This is a genomic window from Cupriavidus neocaledonicus, from assembly GCF_000372525.1.
Taxonomy (GTDB): Bacteria; Pseudomonadota; Gammaproteobacteria; order Burkholderiales; family Burkholderiaceae; genus Cupriavidus; species Cupriavidus neocaledonicus.
This window is the reverse complement of sequence record NZ_AQUR01000089.1, coordinates 59,875-86,098: the sequence shown is the minus strand read 5'-3', so window position 1 is coordinate 86,098 and position 26,224 is coordinate 59,875. Positions and strand designations below refer to the sequence as shown.

The following is a 26,224-nucleotide window of genomic DNA, read 5'->3' as shown; positions in this document are numbered from 1 at the left end:
TCTTGCGCAATAACCCGTCTGGCGCGGCGCTGCGATGCAGGCCGCCCGGTTGATGCCATCGTGCCGCGCCATGGCCTGGCGCGCCCCTCAATTTGCGGATCGGACACCGATAGTGAGGATGAGGATAAGTTGTCGTGGCCTCAAGGTCAAACCCTTAGCCTCAGACCACTCCGAACTTTTGTTGATCCCAATGACCTCTCGAAATCTCAGACTTTTCGGATTGCATCTCGCCTGGCTACGCAAGCAAAGAGGCTGGTCCCAGGAGACGCTTTCGCTCGAAAGCGGGCTGTCGCGCTCGTACCTGAGCGGCATTGAAAGCGGCAAGCGCAACCTCGCGCTGGCCAACATCTGCAGGCTTGCCGAGACCCTCGCCGTGCCCACCGCCGAGATGCTCGACTTCAGCCGCCACGACGCCAGCCAGCTGCAGGTCGAGCAATCGCGCGCGCCCTTCGGCAACCGCCAGCGCGCGGCGATCGAGGCCACGGTGCACCATATGGCCGAGCTGAGCGAGCCCGAGCTGAACCTGGTGGCCGCGGTGGCGCGGGCGCTGGCGGGCAAGGGCAGCTTCCGCCCGGCACTCGGGCATGGCAGTCCCGGCCCCAGGCCGGCACCCGATGCCGATGCCGGCCCCGAAGGCTAGAGCGCCAGCATGCCCTGCCGTTCGATGAAGCGGATCACCTCGTCCAGGCCCTCGCCGGACTTGACGCTGCCCATCACGAACGGCCGGCTGCCGCGCATCTTGCGCGCATCGCTTTCCATCACCGGCAACGATGCGCCCACATACGGCGCCAGGTCGGTCTTGTTGATCACCAGCAGGTCGGACTTGGTGATGCCCGGCCCGCCCTTCCTGGGAATTTTCTCGCCGCCGGCGACGTCGATGACGTAGATCGTCAGATCAGAAAGTTCTGGGCTGAAGGTCGCGGCCAGGTTGTCACCGCCGGACTCGATGAAGACCACGTCGGCATCCGGGAAGCGCGCCAGCATGCGGTCCACCGCTTCCAGATTGATCGATGCGTCCTCGCGGATCGCGGTGTGCGGGCAGCCGCCGGTCTCCACGCCCAGGATGCGCTCGGCCGGCAGCGCGCCGGAGATCGTCAGCAGGCGCTGGTCTTCCTTGGTGTAGATGTCGTTGGTGATCGCGACCAGGTCATAGCGGTCGCGCATCGCCTTGCACAGCATTTCCAGCAATGTGGTCTTGCCGGAGCCGACGGGGCCGCCGACGCCGACGCGCAGCGGAGGGTTCTTCTTGGTACGGGCGTGATTCATGGTGCGGTATCGGTTCAGGATCGGAACAGCCGGGAGTACTGCGTTTCGTGGCGTGCGCACAGCAGGCCCAGCATCGGGGAAAACGTCGACAGCTGCGGCGGCGAGGCGTCGGCGCGGCGTTCGGCTTCATCGACGGTATCGAGTACGGCGCCATGCAGCCGGCGCAGCATGTGCTGCCCCGCCACCTGGCCCAGCGGCACCGCCTTGATCGCCGCGGCCACCTGGTTCTCGGCCCAGTTGAAGCAGTAGGCCGCCAGGCCATCGCGCGCACCGATCTCCAGCGCCACGCAGGCGGCCGTGAACGCGGTCGGCAGGCACACGGGCGACAGCGTGGCCAGCGTGTCGCGCAACGCCGGCGTGCCCCACTCCATCTGCGCGATCAGCCGGGCCAGCGACCAACCCATCTGCTCGGTCTCCAGCCGCAACTCGGAGGTCTCGCGGGTGGCGTGGAACCAGTCGTTCCAGGTCCGCACTGCCGCCATGTCGCCGGCCCGCCAGTGGCGGTGCAACAGCAGCCACAACGGCGCCTCGCATTGCGACTGGACATGCCGCAGGTTGTCGTGAATCCAGCGCTCGGCGGTCCGGGCGTCATGCACGCTGCCGCACTCGATCGCGGACTCCAGACCTTGCGAATAGCTGAAGCCGCCGATGGGCAAGGCGGGGGATGCGAGGTGCAGAAGCGAGATGAGTTGGTGGAGGTGGTTCATCACACCACGCCTCGCATTGCGATAGTTTGCTCCCCTCGCCCGCTTGCGGGAGAGGGGAGCGCGGTGTCGGTATTGGTATGGTTCTCAGCCAGACTCACAATTGCGCCTTCATGTCTTAAGCATCATTGGCAATCAATGCTTATGCATGCAGTCCGCATCGTCAGCATGATGCACGTCGCCATGCCCATGCCCATGTCCATGCCCATGATGCTCATGAAACACCGCCTGGGCCGCCGCATAATCCTCCGCGAACGTCGCGTCGTGGCCATGCTTGTGCCCGCCACCATAAGCCCCCGCTTCCGGCTCGAACGGCAGTTCGGCGCGTTCCGCCTGCACGCCCAGCCGCCGCAGCATGTCGGCCAGCACCGCGTCGTATTCCAGCCGCAGGTAGTCGCGCCCGATCTCCACCGGTGTATGACGGTTGCCGAGGTGGTAGGCCGCGCGCATCAGCGCGTGCGGGTCTTGCGCGCGCACTTCCAGCACGGACTCGGCGGCGGCCCGGACCTCGATGAAACTGCCGTCTTCGGCCACCAGCAGGTCGCCGCCGCGCAGCACGGTGCCGCGCGGCAGGAACAGCGCGGCGTCGGCGCCGTTGTCGAGCACCGCGCGCAGGCGGCTCTTGCTGCGGTCGGCGAACGGCAGCACCAGCTTGGGGGCGCGGCGCACCAGCACGCTGGCAATGCCGTGCGGGGCGGTCAGGTGTTTATCGATCTTCAGCATGGCAATTCCACGGCCAATCAGAACAGGAAGTAGCGCTGCGCCATCGGCAGCTCGGTGGCGGGCTCGCAGGTCAGCAGCTGGCCGTCGGCGACGACCTGGTAGGTCTCGGGATCGACCGTGACATGCGGTTGCCAGTCGTTGTGGATCATGTCGCGCTTGCTGACGGTGCGGGTGCCGCGCACCGCGGCAAGGGTCTTGGCCAACCCGTAGCGTTCACCGATGCCCGCCGCCAGCGCCGCCTGCGAGACGAAGGTCAGCGAGGAGCGATGCAAGGCGCCGCCGGCCGCGGCAAACATCGGCCGGTAGTGCACCGGCTGCGGCGTCGGGATCGAGGCATTAGGATCGCCCATCGCGGCCGCGGCGATCATGCCGCCCTTCAGGATCAGGCTGGGCTTGACACCGAAGAACGCGGGCCGCCACAGCACCAGGTCGGCCCACTTGCCGACTTCGACCGAGCCCACCTCATGCGCGATGCCATGGGTCAGCGCCGGGTTGATGGTGTACTTGGCGACATAGCGCCGGACGCGGAAGTTGTCGTGCCCGCCGCGCGCATCATGCGGATCGCCCGGCAGCTTGCCGCGCTGCGCCGCCATCTTGTGCGCGGTCTGCCAGGTTCGGATGATCACTTCGCCCACGCGCCCCATCGCCTGCGAATCGCTCGAGATCATCGAGAACGCACCGAGGTCGTGCAGGATGTCCTCGGCGGCAATGGTCTCGCGGCGGATGCGGCTCTCGGCGAAGGCGATGTCCTCGGCGATCGACGGGTCCAGGTGGTGGCACACCATCAGCATGTCGAGATGCTCGTCCAGCGTGTTGACGGTGTACGGGCGCGTCGGGTTGGTCGACGACGGCAGCACGTTGGCCTCGCCGCACACCTTGATGATGTCCGGCGCGTGGCCGCCGCCGGCGCCTTCAGTGTGGTAGGTATGGATGGTGCGGCCCTTGAACGCGGCGATGGTGGCCTCGACGAAGCCGGCTTCGTTGAGCGTATCGGTGTGGATCGCCACCTGGGTGTCGGTCGCGTCGGCCACCGCCAGGCAGGTGTCGATCGCCGCCGGCGTGGTGCCCCAGTCCTCATGCAGCTTCAGGCCGATGGCGCCGGCTTCGACCTGCTCCAGGATCGGCCCCGGCTGGCTGGCGTTGCCCTTGCCCAGCAGGCCGATATTCATCGGGTAGGCGTCGGCCGCCTGCAGCATGCGCTCCATGTACCATGGCCCCGGCGTCACCGTGGTGGCGAAGGTGCCGGTGGCGGGGCCGGTGCCGCCGCCGATCATGGTGGTGACGCCGCTCATCAGCGCCTCGTCGATCTGCTGCGGGCAGATGAAGTGGATATGGCTGTCGATGCCGCCGGCGGTGACGATCATGCCCTCGGCCGCGATCACTTCGGTGCCGGGGCCGACCACGATGGTGACGCCAGGCTGGATGTCGGGATTGCCGGCCTTGCCGATCGCCGCGATGCGCCCGTGCTTGAGGCCGATATCGGCCTTGACGATGCCCCAGTGGTCGACGATCAGCGCATTGGTGATCACGGTGTCGACGCAGTCCTGCGCCATGCGCTGGCTCTGCCCCATGCCGTCGCGGATCACCTTGCCGCCGCCGAACTTGACTTCCTCGCCGTAGACGGTGAAGTCCTTCTCGACTTCGATGATCAGCCCGGTATCGGCCAGCCGCAGGCGGTCGCCGGTGGTGGGGCCGAACATCTCGGCATAGGCCTGCCTGGAGATCGATGCCATCACAGCGCTCCCATGATCTTGCCGTTGAAGCCGTAGACGATGCGGTCGCCCGCCAGCGCCACCAGTTCCACGGTGCGGGTCTGCCCGGGCTCGAACCGCACCGCGGTGCCCGCGGCGATGTTCAGGCGGAAGCCGCGCGCGGCCTCGCGCTCGAACGCGAGCGCCGCGTTGGTTTCGTAGAAGTGGAAATGCGAGCCGACCTGGATTGGCCGGTCGCCGGTATTGGCCACCGTCACGCTGACGGTGGCGCGGCCGACATTGAGTGCGATCTCGCCAGCGGCGGGCATCAGTTCACCGGGGATCATGGCGGTCCTCCTCAGGCCACCAGCAGGCCGGCGCCGTACAGCGCCACGCCCGCTCCGGCCGCGCGCGCGAGCCACCCGGCGCGGCGGCGCAGCAGCGTGCCGGCGCCGATGCCCAGCAAGTGCAGCGCCATGGTGGCCGCGGCAAACCCGCCCACGTAGGCCAGCACCGCGGGCAACGCGCCGGCGCTGGCGGGCAGTTCCGCGCCATGCGCATAGCCGTGGAACACGGCGAAGCCGCCCACCAGCAGCGTGCCGGCCCACGCCGGCAGCCTGGCGCGCAGCGCCAGCAGCAGCCCGAGCACCAGCAGCGAAGCGGCGATCATCGGCTCCACCGCGGGCAGGGCCATGCCGGCGAGGCCGAGCGCGGCGCCCGCCAGCATCAAGCCCACGAAAGCCAGCGGCAAGCGCAACGTGTCGGCGGCGGAGCGCGCCACCAGCGCGCTCCATGCGCCCACCGCGGCCATTGCCAGCAGGTGGTCGGCGCCGGTGAACGGGTGCGCCAGGCCGGCCCACAGGCTGGCACCGACGGTGGCGGCATCGTGGCCGGGGTGCGCCAGCGCGGCGCCGGCGGCTACGGTCAGGGAAGCGCCCAGGGCAAGGCGCAGGCAAGCGGTACGGGTCATCGCGGTCATTGGATTGGCGGGTTGTCGGTTCGGTGATCGATGCGTTTCAGACAATGGGATGGTGGACGGTGACCAGCTTGGTGCCGTCCGGGAAGGTAGCCTCGACCTGGATCTCGGGGATCATCTCCGCGATGCCGTCCATCACGTCGTCGCGCGTCAGCACCGTGGTGCCTTCGTGCATCAGCTCCGCCACGGTGCGGCCGTCGCGCGCGCCTTCCATGATGGCGGCGGTGATCAGCGCCACCGCTTCCGGGTAGTTCAGCTTCAGGCCGCGGGCCTTGCGCCGCTCGGCCAGCAGCGCGGCGGTGAAGATCAGCAGCTTGTCTTTCTCTCGCGGCGTCAGTTCCATCTCTCTTCCTGTTTGATGTTCGGTTGCGTATTGACGCGCTACGTCGCCCACAGCCGCAGCGGCCGCGCCGCAACGCCGTGGAGCGGCATGCGCAGCGCCTGCCAGGTGTCGGTCATGACGTGGCGCACCGCTTCCATGTGCCGGCCCAGCACGCGCAGCAGCAGCATCGACTGGCCGTTGGCGGCGAGGCAGGTCACGCCGGCGCGCAACGCCGGCGTATAGGGCAGCCGCTCGGCCAGCGCTTCGGCAAGGTCTTGCGTGGCGCCTGCGCCGACGGCCCACAGCGTGCCCAGCACGTTCAGCCCGTCCAGCCCGGGCACGGCATGGCGCAGCGGCGATGCCGCGTCGATCTGCGCTTGTTCGATCCACAGCGCACGCTCGCCGGCACCGATGCGGGTATCCAGCCACAGCGCGCCGCGCGCCCACTGCTCGCCCGATGCCTGGCGCCCGAGCACCACGGCGTCCCAGCCGATCGCGCTGCCGCCCGGCGCGACGTCGAGCACGGTCGAAATCCGCGCGCGCGCGTCGTCGAAGACGATGTTCTCCTGCGGCAGCCAGTCCAGCCGCGCGCCCTCGCCCACCGCCAGCCGCACCCGCTGGGCCGCGTCGCGGCCCAGCGACTTGTACCACTTGGTGGCACCCGGCGTGGCCAGCACCGCATGCGCGCCGGCCTCCACAGTGACGTCGATCTCCAGGCTGTCGCCGCCGGCCACGCCGGCCGGGGGATGCAGGATCACCGCGTGGCAGATGCCGCCTTCCGGGTACAGCGGCTTCTGCACCAGCAGCGGGCCGCGATGGCGCCGCTCGGTCAGCGCGGTGCGCTCGCCGCGCCGCGCAAAGCGCAGCTGCAGCGTGGCCTGCCAGGCCGCCGGCAGGGCGAGGGACGAAGGGAAATCGGGATGGCGCATCGCGGGCGAATGGAACAAGCGTGCGTGCTACACCGCGATCAGCTCGCGCACGCCGTCCTGCTCCATGCTGGCGCCGGCGCCGCGCGCCACCACTTCGCCGCGGCTCATCACCACATAGTGGTCGGCAATATGCCGCGCGAACTCGTAGTACTGCTCGACCAGCAGCACGGTCATGCCGAATTCGTCGACCAGCAGCCGCAACGCGCGGCCGATGTCCTGGATGATCGAGGGCTGGATGCCTTCGGTCGGCTCGTCGAGGATCAGCAGTTGCGGCGCGCTCATCAGCGCGCGCCCGATCGCCAGTTGCTGCTGCTGGCCGCCGGACAGGTCGCCGCCGCGGCGCAGGCGCATGGTGCGCAGCACCGGGAACAGCTGGTAGATGCGGTCCGGCACGCCGGCCGGCCGCGCGCGGCTGGCGGCGCCGATCAGCAGGTTCTCCTCGACCGTGAGCCGCGGGAAGATCTCGCGCCCCTGCGGCACATAGGCCAGGCCGGCCGAGACGCGCTCGTACGGCGCCTTCTTCTCCAGCGGCTTGCCGTCCCAGTGGATGCTGCCGCTGCGCGTCGGCACCACGCCCATCAGGCATTTCAGCAGCGTGCTCTTGCCGACGCCGTTGCGGCCGAGCAGCGTGGTCAGCTTGCCCGCCGGCACCTCGAAGCTGACGTTGCGCAGGATATGGCTGCCGCCGTAGTACTGGTTCAGTGCGTTGACCTGCAGCATGCCTATCTCCCCAGGTAGGATTCGATCACGCGTTCGTCGCGCTTGACGCTGTCGAGCGTGCCTTCGGCCAGCACGCTGCCCTCGGCCAGCACCGTGACCTTGCCGGCCGCGCCCGCCAGCGCGGCGACGAACTCCATGTCGTGTTCCACCACCATCATCGAGCAGCTGCCGCGCAGGCCGTTGAGCAGGCTGGCGAGCTGCATGGTCTCTTCATCGGTCATGCCGGCGACGGGTTCGTCGAGCAGCAACAGCTGCGGCCGCTGCATCAGCAGCATGCCGATCTCCAGCCGCTGTTTCTGCCCGTGCGACAGCAGCCCGGCGGGCCGGTAGGCCTCGGCCTCGAGGCCGGTCAGCGCCAGCGTCTCCTCGATGCGGCGATGCCCCGTTGCGGTCAGCCGCGCGCGCAGCGACGACCACCAGCGCTTGTCGGCCTGCATCGCCAGCTCCAGGTTCTCCCACACCGCGTGCTGTTCGAACACGGTGGGCTTCTGGAACTTGCGGCCGATGCCCACCTGCGCGATACGCGGCTCGGTCATGCGCATCAGGTCGATGGTCTGGCCGAGGAACACGCGCCCGCTGACATTGGCGTTGCGCGGCCCGGTCTTGCCGGTGATGACATCCATCATGGTAGTCTTGCCGGCGCCGTTAGGGCCGATCACGCAGCGCAATTCGCCATGGTCGATCGACAGGTTCAGCTGGTTGAGCGCGCGGAAGCCGTCGAACTGCACGGTGACGTCTTCGAGGTAAAGGATCGGGCCGTGCGACACGTCGATGGTGCCCGGCTCGACGATGCGGCCCAGGCCGGTGGCATCACCGCTTTCGGCCTGGCCGTGTTCCAGTGCGGCGTTCATGCTTCACCTCCGCTGCGGCCGGCAACCGCCGGCGCAGCCACCGGCTCCTGCGCGGCCGGGCGCGCGCGGCGCTCGCGCCAGCGCTGCCACAGGCCGGTCACGCCGTCGGGCAGGTACAGCGTCACCAGCACGAACATCGCGCCCAGCAGGAACAGCCAGTATTCGGCAAAGTGCGCGGTGAACAGCGTCTTGGCGCCGTTGACCAGAAACGCGCCGATCACCGGCCCGACCAGCGTGCCGCGTCCGCCCACGGCGACCCATACCGCCATCTCGATCGAGTTGCCGGGCGACATCTCGCCCGGGTTGATGATGCCGACCTGCGGCACGTAGAGCGCGCCGGCGATGCCGCACAGCACCGCCGAGAAGGTCCACACGAAAAGCTTGTAGCCGAGCGGGTTGTAGCCCGAGAACATCACGCGCATCTCTGCATCGCGCACTGCGGTGACGACGCGGCCGAGCTTCGAGGTGACGATGTAGCGGCAGGCGATGAAGCCGGCCAGCAGCGCCATGAAGGTCAGCACGAACAGCGCCGTGCGCGTCTGCGGCGCGGCAATGGCAAAGCCGGCGATGCGCTTGAAGTCGGTGAAGCCGTTGTTGCCGCCGAAGCCGGTCTCGTTGCGGAAGAACAGCAGCATCGCCGCATACGTCATCGCCTGCGTGATGATGGACAGGTAGACGCCCTTGATGCGCGAGCGGAAGGCAAAGAAGCCGAACAGCCACGCCAGCACGCCCGGCACCAGCACCACCAGCAGCAGCGCATAGCCAAGGTGGTCGGTGCCGTGCCAGAACCACGGCAGCTCCTTCCAGTCGAGGAACACCATGAAATCCGGCAGGTCGCTCTGGTACACGCCTTCGCGCCCGATCGAACGCATCAGGTACATGCCCATGGCATAGCCGCCCAGCGCGAAGAACAACCCATGGCCGAGGCTGAGGATGCCGCAGTAGCCCCACACCAGGTCGAGCGCGATCGCCGCCAGCGCAAAGCACATGATCTTGCCGACCAGCGTCAGCGCATACGCCGACAGGTGCAGCGGATGGCCCTCCGGCACCAGCAGCGCGCACACCGGCACGCCGATGCCGACGATCACCGCCAGCACCACCAGCGCGGTCCAGCCGCGCGGCGAGAACAGCGACTGGCGTTCCGGCACGGCCAGCCGGAACGGTGCCGCGGAAGAATCGGGTTGGTATCGCTGCATCATGCCTCCGCGCTGCGCCCCTTGAGCGCGAACAGTCCCTGCGGCCGCTTCTGGATAAACAGCACGATCAGCACCAGGACCAGGATCTTGGCCAGTACCGCGCCATAGAAGGGTTCGATGAACTTGTTGAGAATGCCCAGGCCGAAGGCACCGACGATGGTGCCGGCCAGCTGCCCCACCCCACCCAGCACCACCACCATGAACGAATCGATGATGTAGGCCTGGCCCAGGTCGGGACCGACATTGCCGATCTGCGACAGCGCGCAGCCGCCGAGCCCGGCGATGCCGGCGCCGAAGGCAAAGGCGTAGCTGTCGACCTGCCAGGTACGCACGCCGACGCACGCCGCCATGGTGCGGTTCTGCGTGGTCGCGCGCACGAACAGCCCCAGCCGCGTGCGGTTGAGCACCGCCCACGCCACCGCCACCACCGCCAGCGCGAACAGGATGATGACCACGCGGTTGTACGGGATCACCAGCCCGGGCAGCCATTCGAAGCCGCCGCTCATCCAGGCGGGATTGGATACTTCCACGTTCTGCGCGCCGAACAGCGTGCGCACCGCCTGCATCAGCAGCAGGCTCACGCCGAAGGTGGCCAGCAGCGTTTCCAGCGGGCGGCCGTACAGATGGCGCAGCACCAGCCGTTCCAGCACGAAGCCCACCACCGCGGCTGCCAGGAACGAAGCCGGCAGCGCCGCGGGCAGATACCAGTCGAGCGCGCCAGGCGCATGGGCGCGGAACAGCGACTGCACCATGTAGGTGGCATACGCGCCGATCATCAGGAATTCGCCATGCGCCATGTTGATCACGCCGATCAGGCCATAGGTGATGGCCAGGCCGAGCGCGGCCAGCAGCAGCACGCTGCCCAGGCTCAGCCCTGCGAACAGGTTGCCGATCACTTCGGCGCGGCGCTGGTCGCCCTGCAGCGTGTCCAGCGCCTGCTGCGCGGCCTGGCGCACGCCGCCGTCGGGCTCGCGGTAGCGGCCGGCGCTGTCGCGTTCCACCAGCGGCGCCAGCTTCTGGCGGCTCTGCGGGTTGCTGTCGCGGCCCAGGATGCGGATGGCTTCGAGGCGCGCGTCGCGCGCGGCAGGCTCGGGCGTGGCGGCCAGCACCAGGTTGGCCCAGATCACGTCGAGGCTGGCGCGCAGGCCGGCATCGGCCTCGGTCTTGCGCGCGGCTTCCACTGCCGCCAGCGACGCGCTTTCCGGCTGGTCGCGCAGCGTGGCCACCGCCTGCGCGCGCACGGCAATGTCCGGCGACTGCAGCAGCAGGCTGCTGGCGGCGCTGTCGACCAGCGCGCGCAGGCTGTTGTTCAGGGTCAGCGACTCGAGTTCGTCGGCCTTGACCGTGACCGGCTTGCCGGTGATCGCATCGACCAGCTTGTCGCCGTCCTGGCGCACCATGCCGACCGACGGTGCGTATTGCAGGGCGTCGTCCTGCAGCGCCTTCAGGATCGGGCCGGCTTCGGACGGCGCGGCCTTGGCCAGGGCTGACAGCGCGGCGGTCTTGGCGTCGAAGTCGTCTTCGGCCAGCGGCTTGAGGTCGGCCTGCGTCAGTGCCGCGGCCCAGGGCGCCGAGGCCAGCAGCAGCGCTGCCAGCAAGGCGCGCAACCAGGGTGTGGCGGGAAGGGATATCGAATGGCGCATGAGAGCGGGCAGTGACGAAAGTGAATGACCAAGCTGCGGGTGTGCTCCCCTCTCCCACACAGTGGGAGAGGGCGGGGGTGAGGGCCGGCATCTATGACGAAGTGAGCGCCGTCGCAATTGCCAGCGCCCGCCCTCACCCCCTGCCCCTCTCCCGCAAGCGGGAGAGGGGAGAAAACCAGCAGTAGGCGACAGCCCCTTACATCACCTTGTCCGGCTTGCCTTCATTGCCCGCGATGAACGGGCTCCACGGCTGCGCGCGCACCGCCTTCGGCGTCTTCCACACCACCGCGAACTGGCCGTCGGCCTTGACCTCGCCGATCATCACCGGCTTGTACAGGTGGTGGTTCTCGCCCATGGTCAGCGTGAAGCCGTCCGGCGCCTTGAAGGTCTGGCCGTACATGGCGGCGCGCACCTTGTTGGTGTCGGTGCTGCCGGCCTTCTTCACCGCCTGCGCCCACATGTGGATGCCGACGTAGGTGGCTTCCATCGGGTCGTTGGTCACGCGCTTGTCGCCGCCGGGCAGGTTGTTGGCCTTGACCCAGGCCGCCCACTGCTTGCGGAACGCGTCGTTCTCGGGGTTCTTGACCGACATGAAGTAGTTCCACGCGGCCAGGTGGCCCACCAGCGGCTTGGTGTCGATGCCGCGCAGTTCCTCTTCGCCGACCGAGAACGCCACCACCGGCACGTCCTTGGCCTTGAGCCCGGCGTTGCCCAGCTCCTTGTAGAACGGCACGTTGGAATCGCCGTTGATGGTGGAGATCACCGCGGTCTTGCCGCCCTGCGAGAACTTCTTGATATTGGCGACGATGGTCTGGTAGTCGCTGTGGCCGAACGGGGTGTAGACCTCTTCGATGTCCTTGTCGGCCACGCCCTTGCTCTTCAGGAAGGCGCGCAGGATCTTGTTGGTGGTGCGCGGGTAGACGTAGTCGGTACCGAGCAGGAAGAAGCGCCTGGCGCCGCCGCCCTCCTTGCTCATCAGGTACTCCACCGCCGGGATCGCCTGCTGGTTGGGCGCCGCGCCGGTGTAGAAGACGTTCTTCGACATCTCCTCGCCTTCATACTGGACCGGGTAGAACAGCAGCGAGTTGAGCTCTTCATAAACCGGCAGCACCGACTTGCGCGACACCGAGGTCCAGCAACCGAAGGTCACCGCGACCTTGTCCTTGCTGACGAGCTGGCGCGCCTTCTCGGCGAACAGCGGCCAGTTCGATGCCGGGTCCACCACCACCGGCTCCAGCTTGCGCCCGAGCACGCCGCCGCTCTTGTTGATCTCGTCGATGGTCATCAGCGCCACGTCCTTCAGCGACGTCTCGGAGATCGCCATGGTGCCGGACAGCGAATGCAGGATGCCGACCTTGATCGGCTCCTTGGACTGCGCCAGCGCCAGCGGGCTGGTACCGATCATCGCCGCGGCGGCTATCGCCGACAGCTTCAGCATGTCACGTCGTTGCATTTGCAGCTCCCGTTTGTGGTGTTGGTCAGGGACTACGCTCCCCGGGGTGATGCATCTGCAACTAGCGTGCCACGCCGATATCGTGCCCGCGGCGCGGCCACAGGCGGTGCGCGGGCCCGGACGCCACCTGCCGGACGCGTCCGCACCATCACCGTGCAGCGCCACGGCGCACTGCGACAGTGCGTACCGGCCCCCGCGTCCGATCCCGGTGCATGGCGCACAGCGCCGGAACCGGCTTGCGCCACCGTGGCGCCATTGGCATGTGCCGGGCGTACTGGCGGCGCCGATTAAGCAAGCGCTTAAACCCGGATTCGAATGCGTGTAAATCCGTACATTCAATGATTAAGGCCGGCTCGCCGCGGCACTACGGTAGAAGCTGGCCGCGGTCCCGCCTGGCGACCCGGCCGTGGCATTTCCCGGACCCACATAAAAGGAAGGAGAAACGATGCCGTACGCTGCCGACCCCCACGCATCCCCCACCGAGCCGCAGCCGCGGCGGCGCGCCATCCCGTACTGGCGCCCGCGCCGCGGCAAGCTGGCCCTGGCGGCTCTGGCGCTGTCCCTGGGCGCGTGCGGCGGCGGCGACGATCCCCCGCCGCCGCCGCCGCCGGTCACGCCCACCGCCGGCTGCGAGCTCGACGGCAGCACCGGCGGCCAGGCCGTGGTGCTGCCGGGCGACCCCAACGCGCCGGAGCAGGCGACCGGCTATGCGCCCAAGGTCACGGTCTACAGCAAGACCTATATGGCGGTGACCAATAACCCGGTCTCGACCAAGGCGGCGTGCGACGTGCTGAAGGCCGGCGGCACCGCCATCGATGCCGCGGTGGCGGCGCAGATGGTGCTGAACCTGGTCGAGCCGCAGTCGTCCGGCATCGGCGGCGGCGCCTTCATCCTGCATTACGACGCGGCGACCCGGCAGCTCACCGCCTACGACGGCCGCGAGACCGCGCCCGCCGGCGCCGACGAGAACTACCTGCGCTGGAAGTCCGCGGCCGACCCGACCGCGCCGCTGCCCAATGCCCAGCGCAGCGGCCGCTCGATCGGCACCCCGGGCACGCTGCGCGTGCTCGAGCTGGCCCACCGCGACTACGGCAAGACCGCCTGGAAGGAGCTGTTCGCACCGGCGATCAAGCTGGCCACCGACGGCTTCGCGATCCCGCCGCGCATGGCCGCCGCGATCTCCGACAGCGCCACCGTCGCCAATATCAAGCGCGATCCGGAGATGGCCGCGTACTTCCTGAATCCCGACGGCACCCCGCGCGCGGTCAACACCCTGCTGCGCAACCCCGCGCTGGCAACGGTCTTCGGCGCCGTCGCCGAGGGCGGCGCCGATGCCTTCTACAAGAACGGGCCGATCGCGCAGGCCATCGTCGCCAAGATCCAGACCACCTACGACGGCAACACTACGCCGGGCGTGACCACGCTCGACGACCTCGCCAACTACCAGGCCAAGAAGCGCACGCCGGTATGCACCACCTACCGGCAGTACGAGGTGTGCGGCATGCCGCCGCCGTCGTCGGGCGGGATCGCGGTGGCGCAGATCCTGGGCATCGTCGAGAACTTCGACATGGCGGCGCACAAGCCCACGCTGGTCGACCAGAACGGCGGGCGGCCGAGCGTGCTGGGCGCCCACCTGATGGGCGAAGCCGGCCACCTGGCCTATGCCGACCGCAACAAGTACCTGGCCGACACCGACTTCATTCCGTTGCCCGGCGGCACCTGGGATACCATGCTGAACAAGCCCTACCTGAGCCAGCGCGCCAGCCTGATCAGCACCACCGGCTCGATGGTCACGCCGGTGGCGGCGGGCAATCTCGGCGACGTGCCGCTGGCGCCGTCGATGGTGGAGGAGCGCGGCACCACGCACCTGTCGCTGCATGACAAGTACGGCAACGTGGTGGCGATGACGACCACCATCGAGGCCGGCCTGGGCTCGTACCACATGACCAACGGCTTCCTGCTCAACAACGAGCTGACCGACTTCAGTGCCGACCCGGCGCCGGGCGGCGTGCTGGTGGCGAACCGGCTGCAGCCGGGCAAGCGCCCGCGCAGCTCGATGGCGCCGACGGTGGTGTTCCGGCGCAACAGCGACGGCTCGCGCGGCGCCTTCTACATGACCACCGGCTCGCCGGGCGGCGCCACCATCATCCAGTTCGTCGCCAAGACCCTGGTGGCTTCGCTGGACTGGGGGCTGGATGCGCAGCAGGCAGTGTCGATGATCGACTTCGGCGGCAATAACGCGAGCGCGGGCTCGCCCATGATCGTCGGCGGCGAGCATCCCAATGTCGACACCAGCACGCCGGCCGGCGGCCTGCCGGGCGACAACGACCCGCTGGTCAGGGGCCTGCGCAACCTCGGCCACACCGTCAACACCGCGGCGCAGTCGAGCGGGCTGAGCGCGATCATCCGCACCACCATCGGCGGCTCGGCGGTGCTGGTGGGCGGCGCCGACCCGCGGCGCGAGGGCGTGGTGCTGGGGGACACGTTCAGGCCCTGACGGACGAAGTGCGGCAATGAAAAAGGGGCCCCCGCGGGGCCCCTCTTTTTCGATGCCAGGACGCCGGTCCTTACATCACCATCATGTTGGCGTTCAGGTTGTGCATGATCCACAGCGAACCCGCCACCACGATCACCAGGATCAGCGCCGTGAACAGCAGCGCGATCACGTTGCTGCGCTGTTCGGACGACGAGTCCAGGTGCAGGAAGTACTTCAGGTGCACGATCATCTGGACCACGGCCATGCCCAGGATGGTCCACAGGATGGTGGCCTTGTCCATGGTGCCGTCCATCACGATCTTGAACGGGATCACGGTCAGGATCACGGCCAGGATGAAGCCGATCGCGTAGCCCTTGAAGCTGGCGTGGCCGCCAGCGTGGCTGTCGTGCGCGTGCGAGTCGTGGGCGCCGTGCGCCGCCGGTGCGTTGTGTTGTGCCATCACAGATGTCCCATCAGGTAGACCACGGTAAACACGCCGATCCAGACCACGTCCAGGAAGTGCCAGAACAGCGACAGGCACATCAGGCGCTTGCTCAGCGTCGGGGTGATGCCCTTCTTGCCGAGCTGCCACATCAGCACGATCATCCACAGCATGCCGCTGGCGACGTGCAGGCCGTGGGTGCCGACCAGCGTGAAGAACGACGACAGGAATGCGCTGCGGCCGGGGCCCGCGCCTTCGGCGATCAGGTGGTGGAATTCGTTGATTTCCATCGCCATGAACGCCAGGCCCAGCAGGAAGGTGATGCCGAGCCAGGTCTGCACGTGCTTGAGGCTGCGGTTCTGCAGCGAGATCATCGCCATGCCGTACGTGATCGAGGAGAACAGCAGGATGAAGGTCTCCACCAGCACGTAGTTGAGCTCGAACAGCTCCTTCGCCGACGGGCCGCCTGCCAGTTCGCCGCGCAGCACGGCAAAGGCCGCGAACAGTCCGGCGAAGATGATGCAGTCGCTCATCAGGTAGATCCAGAAGCCATACACCGTATTGGCACTGGTATCGTGGTGCGCATGGTCATGGCCGTGCGCACCGGCGTGAGCCGGGGCGCCTGCCTGCGCGGGGATGCGGTCTAGGACTTGAGTCGACATGGTTCTCAGGCTTGCGAAGCAATGCGCTGCAGATGGCGCGTTTCGATCTGCTCGACCTCGGTGGCCGGCACGTAGTAGTCGATGTGGTCGTCGTTGCTGCGGTGGATGAACGCCCAGATCATGCCCACCAGGCCAACGATGGCCAGCCACCAGATATGCCAGGTCAGGGCGAAGCCGAACACCAGGCTGAAGGCGCCGATGATGAAGCCCGCGCCCGTGTTCTTGGGCATGTGGATCTTCTCGTAGCCTTCGGTCGGCAGGGTCTCGCCGCGCGCCTTCATGTCGGCGAACGCGTCCAGGTCACGCACCACCGGGGTGTGCGCGAAGTTGTAGAACGGCGGCGGCGACGAAGTGGCCCACTCCAGCGTGCGGCCGCCCCACGGGTCGCCGGTGACGTCGGCCAGCTTTTTGCGGTCGCGGATCGACACCACGATCTGCAGCACCTGGAAGAAGATGCCCAGCGCGACGAACACCACGCCCACCACGGCCAGGTACAGCCACGGCGTCCAGGCCGGGTTGTCGGTGTGGTTCAGGCGGCGGGTCATGCCCATCAGGCCCAGCACGTACAGCGGCATGAAGGCGAAGTAGAAGCCCACCAGCCAGCACCAGAACGAAGCCTTGCCCAGGCGCTCGTTCAGCTTGAAGCCGAACGCCTTCGGCCACCAGTAGGTGATGCCGGCCAGGTAGCCGAACAGCACGCCGCCGATGATCACGTTGTGGAAGTGGGCGATCAGGAACAGGCTGTTGTGCAGCACGAAGTCGGCCGCCGGCACCGCCATCAGCACGCCGGTCATGCCGCCGATCACGAAGGTGATCATGAAGCCCAGCGTCCACAGCACCGGCGAGGTCATCTGCACGCGGCCGCGGTACATGGTGAACAGCCAGTTGAAGATCTTCACCCCGGTCGGGATGGAGATGATCATGGTGGTGATGCCGAAGAACGCGTTGACGTTGGCGCCCGAGCCCATCGTGAAGAAGTGGTGCAGCCACACGATGAACGACAGCACCATGATCGCGGCGGTCGCGTACACCATGCCCTTGTAGCCGAACAGCTTCTTGCCCGAGAACGTGGCGATGACTTCAGAGAAGATGCCGAACGCCGGCAGGATCAGGATGTACACCTCGGGGTGGCCCCAGATCCAGATCAGGTTCACGTACATCATGGCGTTGCCGCCACCGTCGTTCGTGAAGAAGTGCATGCCGAGGTAGCGGTCCAGGCCCAGCAGCGCCAGGGTTACGGTCAGCACCGGGAACGCGGCGACGATCAGCACGTTGGTGCACAGCGCGGTCCAGGTGAACACCGGCATGCGCATCAGCGTCATGCCAGGCGCGCGCATGCGCAGGATCGTCACCAGGAAGTTCACGCCGGTCAGCAAGGTGCCCAGCCCCGAGATCTGCAAGCTCCAGAGGTAATAGTCCACCCCCACGCCCGGGCTGTAGTCCAGGCCCGACAGCGGCGGGTAGGCCAGCCAGCCGGTCTTGGCGAATTCACCGACGCCCAGCGAGATGTTGACCAGCATGGCGCCCGCCACGAACAGCCAGAACGACAGCGTGTTCAGGAACGGGAAGGCCACGTCGCGCGCGCCGATCTGCAGCGGCACGACCAGGTTCATCAGGCCGGTCATCAGCGGCATGGCCACGAAGAAGATCATGATCACGCCGTGGGCGGTGAAGATCTGGTCGTAGTGCTCGGGCGGCAGCACGCCGGTCGCGCCATTGGTGGCCAGCGCCAGCTGGGTGCGCATCATGACCGCGTCGGCAAAGCCGCGCAGCAGCATGATCAGCGCCACCAGGCAGTACATCACGCCGATCTTCTTGTGATCGACGGAGGTGAACCACTCGTTCCAGAGATAGCCCCACTTCTTGAAATAGGTGATCGCGCCCAGCAGCGCGGCACCGCCCAGGGCGACACCGGCCAGCACGACCATGATGATCGGCTCATGAAACGGAATCGCCGACAAACTCAACTTGCCAAACATCATTGCTCCCAGGATTACGCGCCTGCCGGCAGCGCGGCCGGCGTGGTCAAGGACAGCTGCTCTTCACCGAGGGTGTTGCGCGACGTGCAGATCGGGCCGCCCTTGAACCCGTCGGCGGCCAGTGCGGCGCCGCCGTGGCCCATGTACTTGTGCAGGATGTGGCGGAACAGCTGGTCTTCCACCTTGCCGTAGTACGCGACCGGCTCCTTCTCGCTGGGTTGTGCCAGCGTCTGGTAGCCTTCGGCGCCCAGTTCGGTCGACGAGGCGCGAACCTTGGCCACCCACTGGTCGAACTCGTAGTTCGACATGGCGATGGCCTTGAACTTCATGCCCGAGAAGCCGCCGCCGCTGTAGTTGGCGGAGACGCCGTCATAGCTGCCGGCTTCGTTGGCGATCAGGTGGAGCTTGGTTTCCATCCCGGCCATCGCGTACACCTGGCTGCCCAGTTGCGGGATGAAGAACGAATTCATGATCGAATCCGAGGTGATCTTGAAGTTCACCGGGGTGTCGACCGGGAAGGCGATCTGGTTGACGGTGGCGATCTTCAGTTCCGGATAGATGAACAGCCACTTCCAGTTCAGCGCCACCACCTCGACCGTGACCGGCTTCTTGCTGGATTCCAGCGGCTTGTACGGGTCCAGGTCGTGCGAGGACTTCCAGGTGATGATGCCCAGCGCAATGATGATCAGGCAGGGGATCAGCCACACCACCACTTCGATCGCGGTCGAGTGCGACCAGTCGGGTTCATAGCGTGCCGAGGTATTGCTGGCGCGGTACTTCCAGGCGAACACCAGCGTCAGCACGATCACCGGCACCACCACCAGCAGCATCAGCCAGGTGGCGATCAGGATGATGCCTTTGATGTCGACGCCGACCTGTCCCTTCGGGTCGAGCAGCGTCATGTTGCAGCCGGCGAGCAGGAGCAGGCCAAGGCAAGGCAGGAACCGCGTCCACCGCGGCAGTATGGGTTTCTTCATGTCACGACTGGTTTGGTTACACCGCGCTTCGGGCAAAAGCGCGGCTAAACCGCCTGATGCTTGCGCAAGAGGCGTGGGGCTGAGGGAAAACCGGAAGGACGTGTCCTTAGCTGGCGTTGCGGTCTGGGGGCGGATCCTGCGCCCGGGGACCATGCGGCCTTGCAACGCCATGAACACGGAAGGACTGACTGCGCGCGCTGCAGGCCCTGTGGGGCCTTGCCGGCGCTGCGGCACCTGGCCGAAACCGCGAACGGTCCCGGCTCAGTACAGCGGCCGGGTAGCGTTGGAATACGAGGCTTTTGCGCCTCCCGACGGACCTGCCTTCAGAACTGACCTGCGGGCGGGCGCGGTTTTCGGCCGGGGAGCGCAACACGTAAAACATCGTGGGCGCGACTGTACCGCAACGCAACATTAGGGGTAAACCCAACGTTACGGAACACACTGTTCATTTAAACGGACAATCAGTACATTGGTGCACCGCGCTGTGCTTGACCCACGTCAACATCACAAAAACGCACTTAAATATGCAGAAAGCCGCGCTTTGCGCGGCCTTCCGGGGTGCGACATCGCGCTGTGGCATATTGTCGCAGTGCCGCATGCGACGCCGCGGCTCAGCCGTAACGGCGCGTGATCGACTCGGCGATGCACACCGGGCGCTCGCTGCCCTCGCGCTCCACCGTGACCTCCCAGGTGGACTGCGCGCCGACCAGCTCGGGCGAGTTGGGCAGCGGATCCAGGCGCTCGACCTTGAGCAGCCTGATGCGCGCGCGCAGCTTGCTGCCGACCGGCACCGGTGCGGTAAAGCGCACGCGGTTCAGCCCGTAGTTGACCCCGATCTTGGACGGCATGCTGAGCGCGTTGTGCATGAACTTGGGCAGCAGCGACAGCGTCAGGAAGCCATGCGCGATCGGGCCGCCATAGGGCGATTCCTTTTTCGCACGCTCCACGTCGATGTGGATCCACTGGTGGTCGCCGGTGGCCTCGGCAAACTGGTTGACCTGCTGCTGGGTCACCTCGATCCAGTCGCTGACCGCGACTTCCTGCCCCTGCAGCCCTTCCAGTTCTTCCAGCGTTGCGATGGTACGCATGTCGATCGTCTCCTCGTGACGGTTAAATGGGGTTACGCGGGCCGGCGGCCGTACATGCCCATGCCCTTGACGGTGCACACCAGTTCGCCGCGCTGGTTGGTGGCCTCCCACTGGGTATGGACCACGCCGCGGTCCGGCTTGGACTGCGACGGCCGGCTGTCGAGCACGTTCAGCACCACCGTCAGCGTGTCGCCGGCATACACCGGCCTGAGCCAGCGGATCTCGTCGACGCCGGGCGAGCCCATGCTGGCCGACTTGCCGGTGGTGCTCAGCACCAGCAGGCGCATCATGATCGAGCACGTCATCCAGCCGCTCGAGATCAGCCCGCCGTAGATGCTGTTGGCGGCGGCTTCCTTGTCGATATGGAACGGCTGCGGATCGTACTGGCGCGCGAAGCTCAGGATCTCTTCCTCGGTGACGAGGTAGGAGCCCAGCTCGCGGCGGCTGCCGACTTCAAAATCCTCGAAATACAGCATGGGGGTGCCTCCGTTGTGAATGCGGTTGACTGGTCCGCACGATGATGGCATGGCAGGCCGGCGCGCGCGTCCGTATTTGCCGAACCCGCCCCTAACAGCGCGCAAAGAAAAAAACCGCGCCTGGACTGCAGCGCGGTTTTGACTGGACTGACGGGATCAGGCAGCTTCCTGGAACCCGGGCTGGGCGGCGAACCGGCCCAGGTGATGATCGACGTCGCCGAAGGTGGTGTTGATCATCGTCAGCCGCTTGAACATGTGCGCGGCCGGCAGTTCGTTGGTGACGCCCATGCCGCCGTGGATCTGCACCGCCTCCTGGCCCACCGTGCGCGCGGCCTGGCCCACGCGCGCCTTGGCGGCGGAGACGTAGCGGCGGCGCTGTTCCGGCGTGGCCTCCTCGAAGCGCGCCGCGGCCAGCAGCGTGATCGAGCGCGACTGCTCGGCGTGGATGAACATCTCGACCATGCGATGCTGCAGCGCCTGGAAGCGCGCGATCGGCTGGCCGAACTGCTGGCGCGTCTTGGCGTATTCCAGCGTCGCGGCGTTGAGCATGTCCATCACGCCGACGGCCTCGGCGCACAGCAGCACCGCGGCGTAGTCGGCCACCTGCTCGACCAGCGCGAAACCCTTGCCGGCTTCGCCCAGCAATTGCGCGGGCGCATCCTGGAAGGTGATATCGGCAGCGCGCAGGTTGTCGATGGTGCGGTAGTCCTTGACGCTGACGCCGGCGCCCCTGGCATCGACCAGGAACAGCGAGATGCCATCCTGGTCGACCTCGGCGCCGCTGCTGCGCGCCGATACGATCAACTGGTCGGCCTGGCCGCCGTGCACCACCACGGTCTTGCGGCCGTTGAGCTTGCCATCGCGGGCGCTGACGCGCACGTGGTTCAGCTCATAGCGCGCCTGCGGCTCGTTGAATGCCACCGCCAGCTTCAGCTCGCCGCCGGCCACCTGTTCCAGCAGCGCGTCCTGGCCACCGGCCAGGCCCAGCGCGTAGGCGCCCACCACGGTGGCCAGGTACGGCTCGACGATCAGGCCGCGGCCCAGTTCCTGCTGCACCACCATCATGTCCAGGGCCTTGCCGGCAAAGCCGCCCTGCGCTTCGGGCACCGGCAGCGCGGTCAGGCCCAGTTCGGCCAGCGCACCCCATGCGGTCTCGCCGTAGCCGGCGGCGCTTTCATAGCGCTGCTTGCGCGCTTCGAAACCGTAGTCCTTGTCGATGAAACGGCGCACGGCGTCGGCCAGCTGCTTCTGTTCGTCGCTGAGATTGAAGTTCATGATGCGTGTCTCCTCACAGCCCCAGAATCATCTGGCTGATGATGTTCTTCTGAATTTCGTTGGACCCGCCATAGATGGAGGTCTTGCGATAGTTGAAGTAATACGCGGCCAGCGGCGCGGCGTCGTCGTAGCCGGTCACGGCGTGCTCGGTCTCGCACTCCAGGTAGGCGGTGTCGAACGGCTGCGCATACGGGCCAACGGCTTCGACCATCAGCTCGGTCAGCAACTGCTGGATCTCCGTGCCCTTGATCTTCAGCATCGAGGCCTCGGGGCCGGGGCCCTTGCCCGCCGCTTCGCTCGACACCACGCGCAGCACGGTGATCTCCAGCGCCATCAGCTCGATTTCCAGCGCGGCGACCTTGGCGCCGAACACCGGATCCTCCAGCAGCGGCTTGCCGTTCTTCTGCTGCTGGCGCGCCACGCGCTTGAGGAAGCCCAGCTCGCGCTTGGAATTGCCGACGCGGGCAATGCCGGTGCGCTCATGGCCGAGCAGGTACTTGGCGTAGGTCCAGCCCTTGTTTTCTTCGCCGACGCGGTTCTCGACCGGCACCTTGACGTTGTCGAAGAAGACCTCGTTCACTTCATGCTCTTCGTCGAGCATGATGATCGGGCGCACGGTGATGCCCGGGGTCTTCATGTCGATCAGCAGGAACGAGATGCCCTCCTGCTTCTTGGCCTCGGGGTCGGTCCGCACCAGGCAGAAGATCATGTCGGCGTGCTGGCCGAGCGTGGTCCAGGTCTTCTGGCCGTTGACGATGTAGTGCTTGCCGTCCGCGCTCAGTTCGGCGCGGGTCTTCAGCGAAGCCAGGTCCGAACCCGAGCCCGGCTCCGAATAGCCCTGGCACCACCAGTCGGTGCAGTCGAGGATGCGCGGCAGGTAGTACGACTTCTGCTGCTCGTTGCCGTACTTCATGATCACCGGCGCGACCATCGCCACGCCGAACGGCAGCACGCCGGGCGCGCCGACGCGGGCATTCTCTTCGTCCCAGATATGGCGCTGGGTGGCGTTCCAGCCGGTGCCGCCGTACTGCACCGGCCAGTGCGGCGCCGACCAGCCCTTGCCGGCCAGAATCTTGTGCCAGCGCACCAGGTCGTCGCGGTTCGGACGGCGGTGGTTGAGAATTTTGCTGCGGATGTCCGCCGGCAAGTTGGCTTCGAGCCAGCTACGCACTTCCTCGCGGAAGGCGTCGTCGGACGCCGAGTAGTTGAGATCCATGCCCGTCTCCAGTGGTGCCGGCATGGCGCGGGCCGCCGGCGGTTTGTTCTGCCTGCGCGTCATGCGCCGACAGCAACGGGCACAGGACGCAATTCAGTGAGCCGTCTGCTTCAGCGCATCCGGCACCACGAGCGGAAAGGTCTCGATGCCCTCCTCGGCCAGCGCCTGCACCTCCTCCGGCGAGGCCGAACCGCGAATGCCGCGTTCCGGCGCCTCGTCATAGTGCATGCGCCTTGCCTCCTCGGCAAAGCGGTCGCCAACATCCTCGGTCTGCGCCAGCACCTGCTTCACTGCCTTCATATAGAGCGCTTGCAGTGTCACCGGGGCGGCCGCTGGCGCCGCCGGCCTGGCCTTGCCTTCACGCGTGGTCGCGCCCGACAGGTTCAGGCGCGGCGCGCTGGGCAGCCGGGTCACGGCGTGGTCGCCACAGACCGGGCATTGGACCAGGTCACGCGAAATTTGCGACTGCGCCTCTTCCTCCGAGGCAAACCAGCCCTCGAAACGATGGTCATGCGCGCAGCGCAGGTCGAGCACCTTCATGATCTTTCCAGCCCGTCAAAAGCTATATTATCCGCGAATCCAAATTTTGTGAACGGTCGTGCTAAATTTTTTAGAACGACCGTTCGGAACTGAGTGGCGAGACCGCCAGCGCCGTTCACCGTGATGGCGCCCCGTATGCCGGCATGGGCTGTTCACCGGGTTCCCAAGCACCGGAGATCACTTTTTCCAGCCAGAACGCGCCGATGATCGTCTTCACATCGGTGATGCGGCCGCTGCGTACCCAGTCTATTACCTGCCCGGCCGGCGCGATGAAGGTTTCCAGGAATTCGCCGTCGTCGAGCTGCGCCTCGCCATGCGTCAGGTCGCGCGCCAGCAGGATATCGATGAACTCGGTCGAATACGAAATGACGGGATGGATACGCGTCAGGTAGTCCCAGCGCGCGGCGCGGTAGCCGGTTTCCTCGAGCAGTTCGCGCTCGCCGCAGCGCTGCGCGCCCTCCTCGGGATCGAGCTTGCCCGCGGGGAATTCCAGCATCACCTCGCCCACCGGATAGCGGAACTGGCGTTCCAACAGCACCGTGCCGTCGTCGAACAGCGGGATCATCATCACCGCGCCGGGATGGACCACGTACTCGCGCCCGGTCTGCTTGCCGTCGGGCAGCCTGACGATGTCCTGCTTGAGGGTAAGGAACTTGCCGCGATGGACCGTCGCCGACGCCACGCACACTTCCTTCAGTGCGTCGTCGTTCTCGGGCAGGCCGGCGGAAGCGGCGGGAAGTTGGGTACCGCGTTGGATCTTGTCGGTCATGGACGCTCCGGATCAGGCAGGGCCCGGCGCCGACAAGACCGGCTTCAGGCCGTGCGGTGTTTGACGAGGTATTGCCAGGTGAAGCCCGGGAAGGCAAACACCAGCATCATGCAGGCGGTGATGGCGTAGAACTGCCAGCCCTGCGCAAACGTGCCGCCCAGGTTGGCTTCCACCGCGAAGCCGGCTGCGCCCGCCACCCCGAACCAGACGATCAGTTCGAGCAGGCGCAGCCACAGCGGCTTGCGCGCCGGCCGCAGCGGGATCACCACGAACAGGCGCTGGTTGACGAACGGCAGGTTCGCACAGACCAGTGCCAGCAGGATGACAAACCAGCCGCTCGCGGAGGCGCTCATGTTGCGAGGCGGATCAGGAGCCCAGGGTCGAGCGGATGGCCTGGTAGCACAGGTTCATCAGCGCGGCCGGGAACAGGCCCAGCAGGATCACCGCGGCGCCGTTGACGCTGAGCATCGAGCGCAGGCCGAAGGTGGCTTCCAGCTGCTCTTCGCCGGCGGGGGCATCGAAGTACATCAGCTTGACGATGCGCAGGTAGTAGAACGCGCCGATCAGCGAGAACAGCACCGCCACCACCGCCAGCCAGGTCATGCCGGCCTTGACCACCGCGTCGAGCACGGCCAGCTTGGCATAGAAGCCCACGGTCGGCGGGATGCCCGCCAGCGAGAACATCATCACCAGCATCAGGAAGGCAAACCACGGGTTGCGGCGCGACATGCCCTTCAGGTCTTCCAGGGTTTCGGCCTCGAAGCCCTTGCTGGTGCGCAGCAGGATGATGCCGAAGGTGCCCAGCGTGGTCAGCAGGTAGGTGACCGAGTAGAACATCGCCGAGCTGTAGGCATCGGCGGCGCCGTCCGCCTTGTTGGCGACCACGCCCGAGAGCAGGCCCAGCAGCACGAAACCCATGTGCGAGATGGTCGAGTACGCCAGCATCCGCTTCAGGTTGCTCTGCACGATGGCGGTCAGGTTGCCGATCGCCAGCGAGATGATCGACAGCACCACCAGCATCATCTGCCAGTCGCTGGCCAGCGGCAGCAGGCCTTCCACCAGCACGCGGATGAACAGCGCGAACGCCGCCACCTTCGGACCGCCGGCGATCAGCAGCGTCACCGCGGTCGGCGAGCCCTGGTAGATGTCCGGAATCCACATGTGGAACGGCGCGGCGCCCAGCTTGAACGACAGGCCGGCGACGATGAAGACCACGCCGAAGGCCAGCATGGTGGTGTTGATGCGCCCGGACTCGACCGCGCGGAACACCTCGCCCAGGTTCAGCGAACCGGTGGCGCCGTACATCATCGAGATGCCGTACAGCAGGAAGCCCGAGGCCAGCGCGCCCAGCACGAAGTACTTCATCGCGGATTCAGACGTCACGCGCGACTCGCGGCGCAGCGCCACCAGCGCGTACGACGACAGCGACAGCAGTTCCAGGCCCAGGTACAGGGTCAGGAAGTTGTTGCCGGTGATCATCACGATCTGGCCGCCCAGCGTGAACAGCGCCAGCATGTAGAACTCGCCGGCGAACATGTCGCGCTCGGCCAGGTAGCGGCGCGTATAGACCAGCGTGACGAACAGGCCGGCGGCGCAGAACGCCGACAGCACGTTGGCCATCGGGTCGATCACGACCAGGTTGGCGAACGCGTAGTGGGTCTCGCCGGTGGCGGCGTTCATGCCGAACCAGGCGGTCAGCACCAGCGTGGTCAGCAGCGACAGCGGATAGGCCACGCTCTGCTTGCCCTTGCCACGGGCCAGGTCGATCCAGTTGATCGCGGCGATGGCGATCGCCAGGAAAATGATCGGCGCCACGGGGGCGAGTGTCGAGGACGGTTGCATGTTGATAT

Annotated in this window: 27 protein-coding genes; 2 read left to right on the top strand and 25 right to left on the bottom strand. The window is 66.9% G+C overall.

The window, feature by feature from the left end; genetic code table 11:
* The first annotated feature begins 220 nt into the window (after nucleotides 1-220).
* Nucleotides 221-640, top strand: a complete 420-nt coding sequence (locus A3AG_RS0111170) for a helix-turn-helix domain-containing protein (RefSeq protein ID WP_018005479.1) — start codon at nucleotides 221-223, stop codon at nucleotides 638-640.
* Here the strand turns inward: A3AG_RS0111170 and ureG are convergent.
* From ureG to urtA, 13 genes are all read right to left on the bottom strand, one after another.
* Nucleotides 637-1,266: an urease accessory protein UreG gene (ureG, locus tag A3AG_RS0111165; RefSeq protein WP_018005478.1), complete on the bottom strand. Its 630-nt coding sequence runs from the start codon at nucleotides 1,264-1,266 to the stop codon at nucleotides 637-639. The two genes, A3AG_RS0111170 and ureG, sit on opposite strands and share 4 nt — an antisense overlap.
* A gap of 14 nt (nucleotides 1,267-1,280) precedes the next feature.
* Nucleotides 1,281-1,973 (bottom strand): urease accessory protein UreF, encoded by a 693-nt coding sequence (locus tag A3AG_RS0111160; RefSeq protein WP_018005477.1) that lies wholly within the window; start codon nucleotides 1,971-1,973, stop codon nucleotides 1,281-1,283.
* Nucleotides 1,974-2,105: 132 nt separating this feature from the next.
* Nucleotides 2,106-2,693 (bottom strand): urease accessory protein UreE, encoded by a 588-nt coding sequence (gene ureE, locus A3AG_RS0111155; RefSeq protein ID WP_018005476.1) that lies wholly within the window; start codon nucleotides 2,691-2,693, stop codon nucleotides 2,106-2,108.
* A gap of 17 nt (nucleotides 2,694-2,710) precedes the next feature.
* The gene (gene ureC, locus A3AG_RS0111150; RefSeq protein WP_018005475.1) at nucleotides 2,711-4,426 is read right to left on the bottom strand and encodes an urease subunit alpha; all 1,716 of its coding nucleotides are present in this window, start codon (nucleotides 4,424-4,426) and stop codon (nucleotides 2,711-2,713) included.
* On the bottom strand, nucleotides 4,426-4,731 hold the full coding sequence (locus tag A3AG_RS0111145) for an urease subunit beta (protein WP_018005474.1): 306 nt from the start codon (nucleotides 4,729-4,731) through the stop codon (nucleotides 4,426-4,428). Before A3AG_RS0111145 ends, ureC begins: the two co-directional genes overlap by 1 nt.
* A gap of 11 nt (nucleotides 4,732-4,742) precedes the next feature.
* The gene (locus A3AG_RS0111140) at nucleotides 4,743-5,354 is read right to left on the bottom strand and encodes a HupE/UreJ family protein (protein ID WP_026164105.1); all 612 of its coding nucleotides are present in this window, start codon (nucleotides 5,352-5,354) and stop codon (nucleotides 4,743-4,745) included.
* Between the two features lie 46 nt (nucleotides 5,355-5,400).
* Complete coding sequence (locus A3AG_RS0111135) at nucleotides 5,401-5,703, bottom strand: urease subunit gamma (protein ID WP_018005472.1); 303 nt, start codon at nucleotides 5,701-5,703, stop codon at nucleotides 5,401-5,403.
* 38 nt (nucleotides 5,704-5,741) lie between these two features.
* Entirely contained in the window at nucleotides 5,742-6,611 is an 870-nt protein-coding gene (locus A3AG_RS0111130; protein WP_026164104.1) for an urease accessory protein UreD, read from the bottom strand.
* A 27-nt stretch (nucleotides 6,612-6,638) separates the two neighbouring features.
* Entirely contained in the window at nucleotides 6,639-7,331 is a 693-nt protein-coding gene (urtE, locus tag A3AG_RS0111125) for an urea ABC transporter ATP-binding subunit UrtE (RefSeq protein ID WP_018005470.1), read from the bottom strand.
* 2 nt (nucleotides 7,332-7,333) lie between these two features.
* On the bottom strand, nucleotides 7,334-8,182 hold the full coding sequence (gene urtD / locus A3AG_RS0111120) for an urea ABC transporter ATP-binding protein UrtD (RefSeq protein ID WP_018005469.1): 849 nt from the start codon (nucleotides 8,180-8,182) through the stop codon (nucleotides 7,334-7,336).
* Nucleotides 8,179-9,378, bottom strand: a complete 1,200-nt coding sequence (gene urtC / locus A3AG_RS0111115) for an urea ABC transporter permease subunit UrtC (RefSeq protein ID WP_018005468.1) — start codon at nucleotides 9,376-9,378, stop codon at nucleotides 8,179-8,181. The genes urtD and urtC overlap by 4 nt, the downstream gene beginning before the upstream one ends.
* Entirely contained in the window at nucleotides 9,378-11,021 is a 1,644-nt protein-coding gene (gene urtB / locus A3AG_RS0111110) for an urea ABC transporter permease subunit UrtB (RefSeq protein WP_018005467.1), read from the bottom strand. Before urtB ends, urtC begins: the two co-directional genes overlap by 1 nt.
* Before the next feature lie 196 nt (nucleotides 11,022-11,217).
* On the bottom strand, nucleotides 11,218-12,474 hold the full coding sequence (urtA, locus tag A3AG_RS0111105) for an urea ABC transporter substrate-binding protein (RefSeq protein WP_018005466.1): 1,257 nt from the start codon (nucleotides 12,472-12,474) through the stop codon (nucleotides 11,218-11,220).
* Between the two features lie 445 nt (nucleotides 12,475-12,919).
* Between urtA and A3AG_RS0111100 the strand changes: the two genes are divergently transcribed.
* On the top strand, nucleotides 12,920-14,971 hold the full coding sequence (locus A3AG_RS0111100; RefSeq protein ID WP_018005465.1) for a gamma-glutamyltransferase family protein: 2,052 nt from the start codon (nucleotides 12,920-12,922) through the stop codon (nucleotides 14,969-14,971).
* A gap of 70 nt (nucleotides 14,972-15,041) precedes the next feature.
* On the opposite strand, the gene cyoD is transcribed toward A3AG_RS0111100, so the two are convergent.
* The 12 genes from cyoD to nuoN form a co-directional block, all read right to left on the bottom strand.
* Entirely contained in the window at nucleotides 15,042-15,410 is a 369-nt protein-coding gene (gene cyoD / locus A3AG_RS0111095; RefSeq protein ID WP_018005464.1) for a cytochrome o ubiquinol oxidase subunit IV, read from the bottom strand.
* Nucleotides 15,410-16,054 carry a cytochrome o ubiquinol oxidase subunit III gene (cyoC, locus tag A3AG_RS0111090; protein ID WP_018005463.1) on the bottom strand — a complete coding sequence of 215 codons (645 nt, stop codon included), beginning with the start codon at nucleotides 16,052-16,054 and terminating at the stop codon, nucleotides 15,410-15,412. The genes cyoD and cyoC overlap by 1 nt, the downstream gene beginning before the upstream one ends.
* A 5-nt stretch (nucleotides 16,055-16,059) precedes the next feature.
* Nucleotides 16,060-18,033: a cytochrome o ubiquinol oxidase subunit I gene (cyoB, locus tag A3AG_RS0111085; RefSeq protein WP_012352350.1), complete on the bottom strand. Its 1,974-nt coding sequence runs from the start codon at nucleotides 18,031-18,033 to the stop codon at nucleotides 16,060-16,062.
* A gap of 14 nt (nucleotides 18,034-18,047) precedes the next feature.
* Entirely contained in the window at nucleotides 18,048-19,010 is a 963-nt protein-coding gene (gene cyoA / locus A3AG_RS0111080) for a ubiquinol oxidase subunit II (RefSeq protein ID WP_018005461.1), read from the bottom strand.
* A 611-nt stretch (nucleotides 19,011-19,621) separates the two neighbouring features.
* A complete protein-coding gene (locus A3AG_RS0111075) occupies nucleotides 19,622-20,098 on the bottom strand; it encodes a MaoC family dehydratase (protein WP_018005460.1) in 477 nt (158 codons plus the stop codon).
* Nucleotides 20,099-20,130: 32 nt separating this feature from the next.
* Nucleotides 20,131-20,574, bottom strand: a complete 444-nt coding sequence (locus tag A3AG_RS0111070) for a MaoC family dehydratase (protein WP_018005459.1) — start codon at nucleotides 20,572-20,574, stop codon at nucleotides 20,131-20,133.
* Nucleotides 20,575-20,730: 156 nt separating this feature from the next.
* A complete protein-coding gene (locus A3AG_RS0111065; RefSeq protein WP_018005458.1) occupies nucleotides 20,731-21,849 on the bottom strand; it encodes an acyl-CoA dehydrogenase family protein in 1,119 nt (372 codons plus the stop codon).
* Nucleotides 21,850-21,862: 13 nt separating this feature from the next.
* Complete coding sequence (locus A3AG_RS0111060) at nucleotides 21,863-23,065, bottom strand: acyl-CoA dehydrogenase family protein (protein ID WP_018005457.1); 1,203 nt, start codon at nucleotides 23,063-23,065, stop codon at nucleotides 21,863-21,865.
* Between the two features lie 93 nt (nucleotides 23,066-23,158).
* Nucleotides 23,159-23,605 (bottom strand): DUF1178 family protein, encoded by a 447-nt coding sequence (locus A3AG_RS0111055; RefSeq protein ID WP_018005456.1) that lies wholly within the window; start codon nucleotides 23,603-23,605, stop codon nucleotides 23,159-23,161.
* A gap of 115 nt (nucleotides 23,606-23,720) precedes the next feature.
* Entirely contained in the window at nucleotides 23,721-24,374 is a 654-nt protein-coding gene (locus A3AG_RS0111050; RefSeq protein WP_018005455.1) for an NUDIX domain-containing protein, read from the bottom strand.
* A gap of 44 nt (nucleotides 24,375-24,418) precedes the next feature.
* Nucleotides 24,419-24,727 (bottom strand): DUF2818 family protein, encoded by a 309-nt coding sequence (locus A3AG_RS0111045; RefSeq protein WP_018005454.1) that lies wholly within the window; start codon nucleotides 24,725-24,727, stop codon nucleotides 24,419-24,421.
* A gap of 13 nt (nucleotides 24,728-24,740) precedes the next feature.
* Complete coding sequence (nuoN, locus tag A3AG_RS0111040; protein ID WP_018005453.1) at nucleotides 24,741-26,216, bottom strand: NADH-quinone oxidoreductase subunit NuoN; 1,476 nt, start codon at nucleotides 26,214-26,216, stop codon at nucleotides 24,741-24,743.
* Nucleotides 26,217-26,224: the final 8 nt, after the last annotated feature.

Excerpts from the sequence above, each read along its gene's own strand:
- ureG (WP_018005478.1), bottom strand. The coding sequence starts at position 1,266 with ATGAATCACGCCCGTACCAAGAAGAACCCTCCGCTGCGCGTCGGCGTC.
- A3AG_RS0111160 (WP_018005477.1), bottom strand. The coding sequence starts at position 1,973 with ATGAACCACCTCCACCAACTCATCTCGCTTCTGCACCTCGCATCCCCC.
- ureE (WP_018005476.1), bottom strand. The coding sequence starts at position 2,693 with ATGCTGAAGATCGATAAACACCTGACCGCCCCGCACGGCATTGCCAGC.
- ureC (WP_018005475.1), bottom strand. The coding sequence starts at position 4,426 with ATGGCATCGATCTCCAGGCAGGCCTATGCCGAGATGTTCGGCCCCACC.
- A3AG_RS0111145 (WP_018005474.1), bottom strand. The coding sequence starts at position 4,731 with ATGATCCCCGGTGAACTGATGCCCGCCGCTGGCGAGATCGCACTCAAT.
- A3AG_RS0111140 (WP_026164105.1), bottom strand. The coding sequence starts at position 5,354 with ATGACCCGTACCGCTTGCCTGCGCCTTGCCCTGGGCGCTTCCCTGACC.
- A3AG_RS0111135 (WP_018005472.1), bottom strand. The coding sequence starts at position 5,703 with ATGGAACTGACGCCGCGAGAGAAAGACAAGCTGCTGATCTTCACCGCC.
- A3AG_RS0111130 (WP_026164104.1), bottom strand. The coding sequence starts at position 6,611 with ATGCGCCATCCCGATTTCCCTTCGTCCCTCGCCCTGCCGGCGGCCTGG.
- urtE (WP_018005470.1), bottom strand. The coding sequence starts at position 7,331 with ATGCTGCAGGTCAACGCACTGAACCAGTACTACGGCGGCAGCCATATC.
- urtD (WP_018005469.1), bottom strand. The coding sequence starts at position 8,182 with ATGAACGCCGCACTGGAACACGGCCAGGCCGAAAGCGGTGATGCCACC.
- urtC (WP_018005468.1), bottom strand. The coding sequence starts at position 9,378 with ATGCAGCGATACCAACCCGATTCTTCCGCGGCACCGTTCCGGCTGGCC.
- urtB (WP_018005467.1), bottom strand. The coding sequence starts at position 11,021 with ATGCGCCATTCGATATCCCTTCCCGCCACACCCTGGTTGCGCGCCTTG.
- urtA (WP_018005466.1), bottom strand. The coding sequence starts at position 12,474 with ATGCAACGACGTGACATGCTGAAGCTGTCGGCGATAGCCGCCGCGGCG.
- A3AG_RS0111100 (WP_018005465.1), top strand. The coding sequence starts at position 12,920 with ATGCCGTACGCTGCCGACCCCCACGCATCCCCCACCGAGCCGCAGCCG.
- cyoD (WP_018005464.1), bottom strand. The coding sequence starts at position 15,410 with ATGGCACAACACAACGCACCGGCGGCGCACGGCGCCCACGACTCGCAC.
- cyoC (WP_018005463.1), bottom strand. The coding sequence starts at position 16,054 with ATGTCGACTCAAGTCCTAGACCGCATCCCCGCGCAGGCAGGCGCCCCG.
- cyoB (WP_012352350.1), bottom strand. The coding sequence starts at position 18,033 with ATGTTTGGCAAGTTGAGTTTGTCGGCGATTCCGTTTCATGAGCCGATC.
- cyoA (WP_018005461.1), bottom strand. The coding sequence starts at position 19,010 with ATGAAGAAACCCATACTGCCGCGGTGGACGCGGTTCCTGCCTTGCCTT.
- A3AG_RS0111075 (WP_018005460.1), bottom strand. The coding sequence starts at position 20,098 with ATGCGTACCATCGCAACGCTGGAAGAACTGGAAGGGCTGCAGGGGCAG.
- A3AG_RS0111070 (WP_018005459.1), bottom strand. The coding sequence starts at position 20,574 with ATGCTGTATTTCGAGGATTTTGAAGTCGGCAGCCGCCGCGAGCTGGGC.
- A3AG_RS0111065 (WP_018005458.1), bottom strand. The coding sequence starts at position 21,849 with ATGAACTTCAATCTCAGCGACGAACAGAAGCAGCTGGCCGACGCCGTG.
- A3AG_RS0111060 (WP_018005457.1), bottom strand. The coding sequence starts at position 23,065 with ATGGATCTCAACTACTCGGCGTCCGACGACGCCTTCCGCGAGGAAGTG.
- A3AG_RS0111055 (WP_018005456.1), bottom strand. The coding sequence starts at position 23,605 with ATGAAGGTGCTCGACCTGCGCTGCGCGCATGACCATCGTTTCGAGGGC.
- A3AG_RS0111050 (WP_018005455.1), bottom strand. The coding sequence starts at position 24,374 with ATGACCGACAAGATCCAACGCGGTACCCAACTTCCCGCCGCTTCCGCC.
- A3AG_RS0111045 (WP_018005454.1), bottom strand. The coding sequence starts at position 24,727 with ATGAGCGCCTCCGCGAGCGGCTGGTTTGTCATCCTGCTGGCACTGGTC.
- nuoN (WP_018005453.1), bottom strand. The coding sequence starts at position 26,216 with ATGCAACCGTCCTCGACACTCGCCCCCGTGGCGCCGATCATTTTCCTG.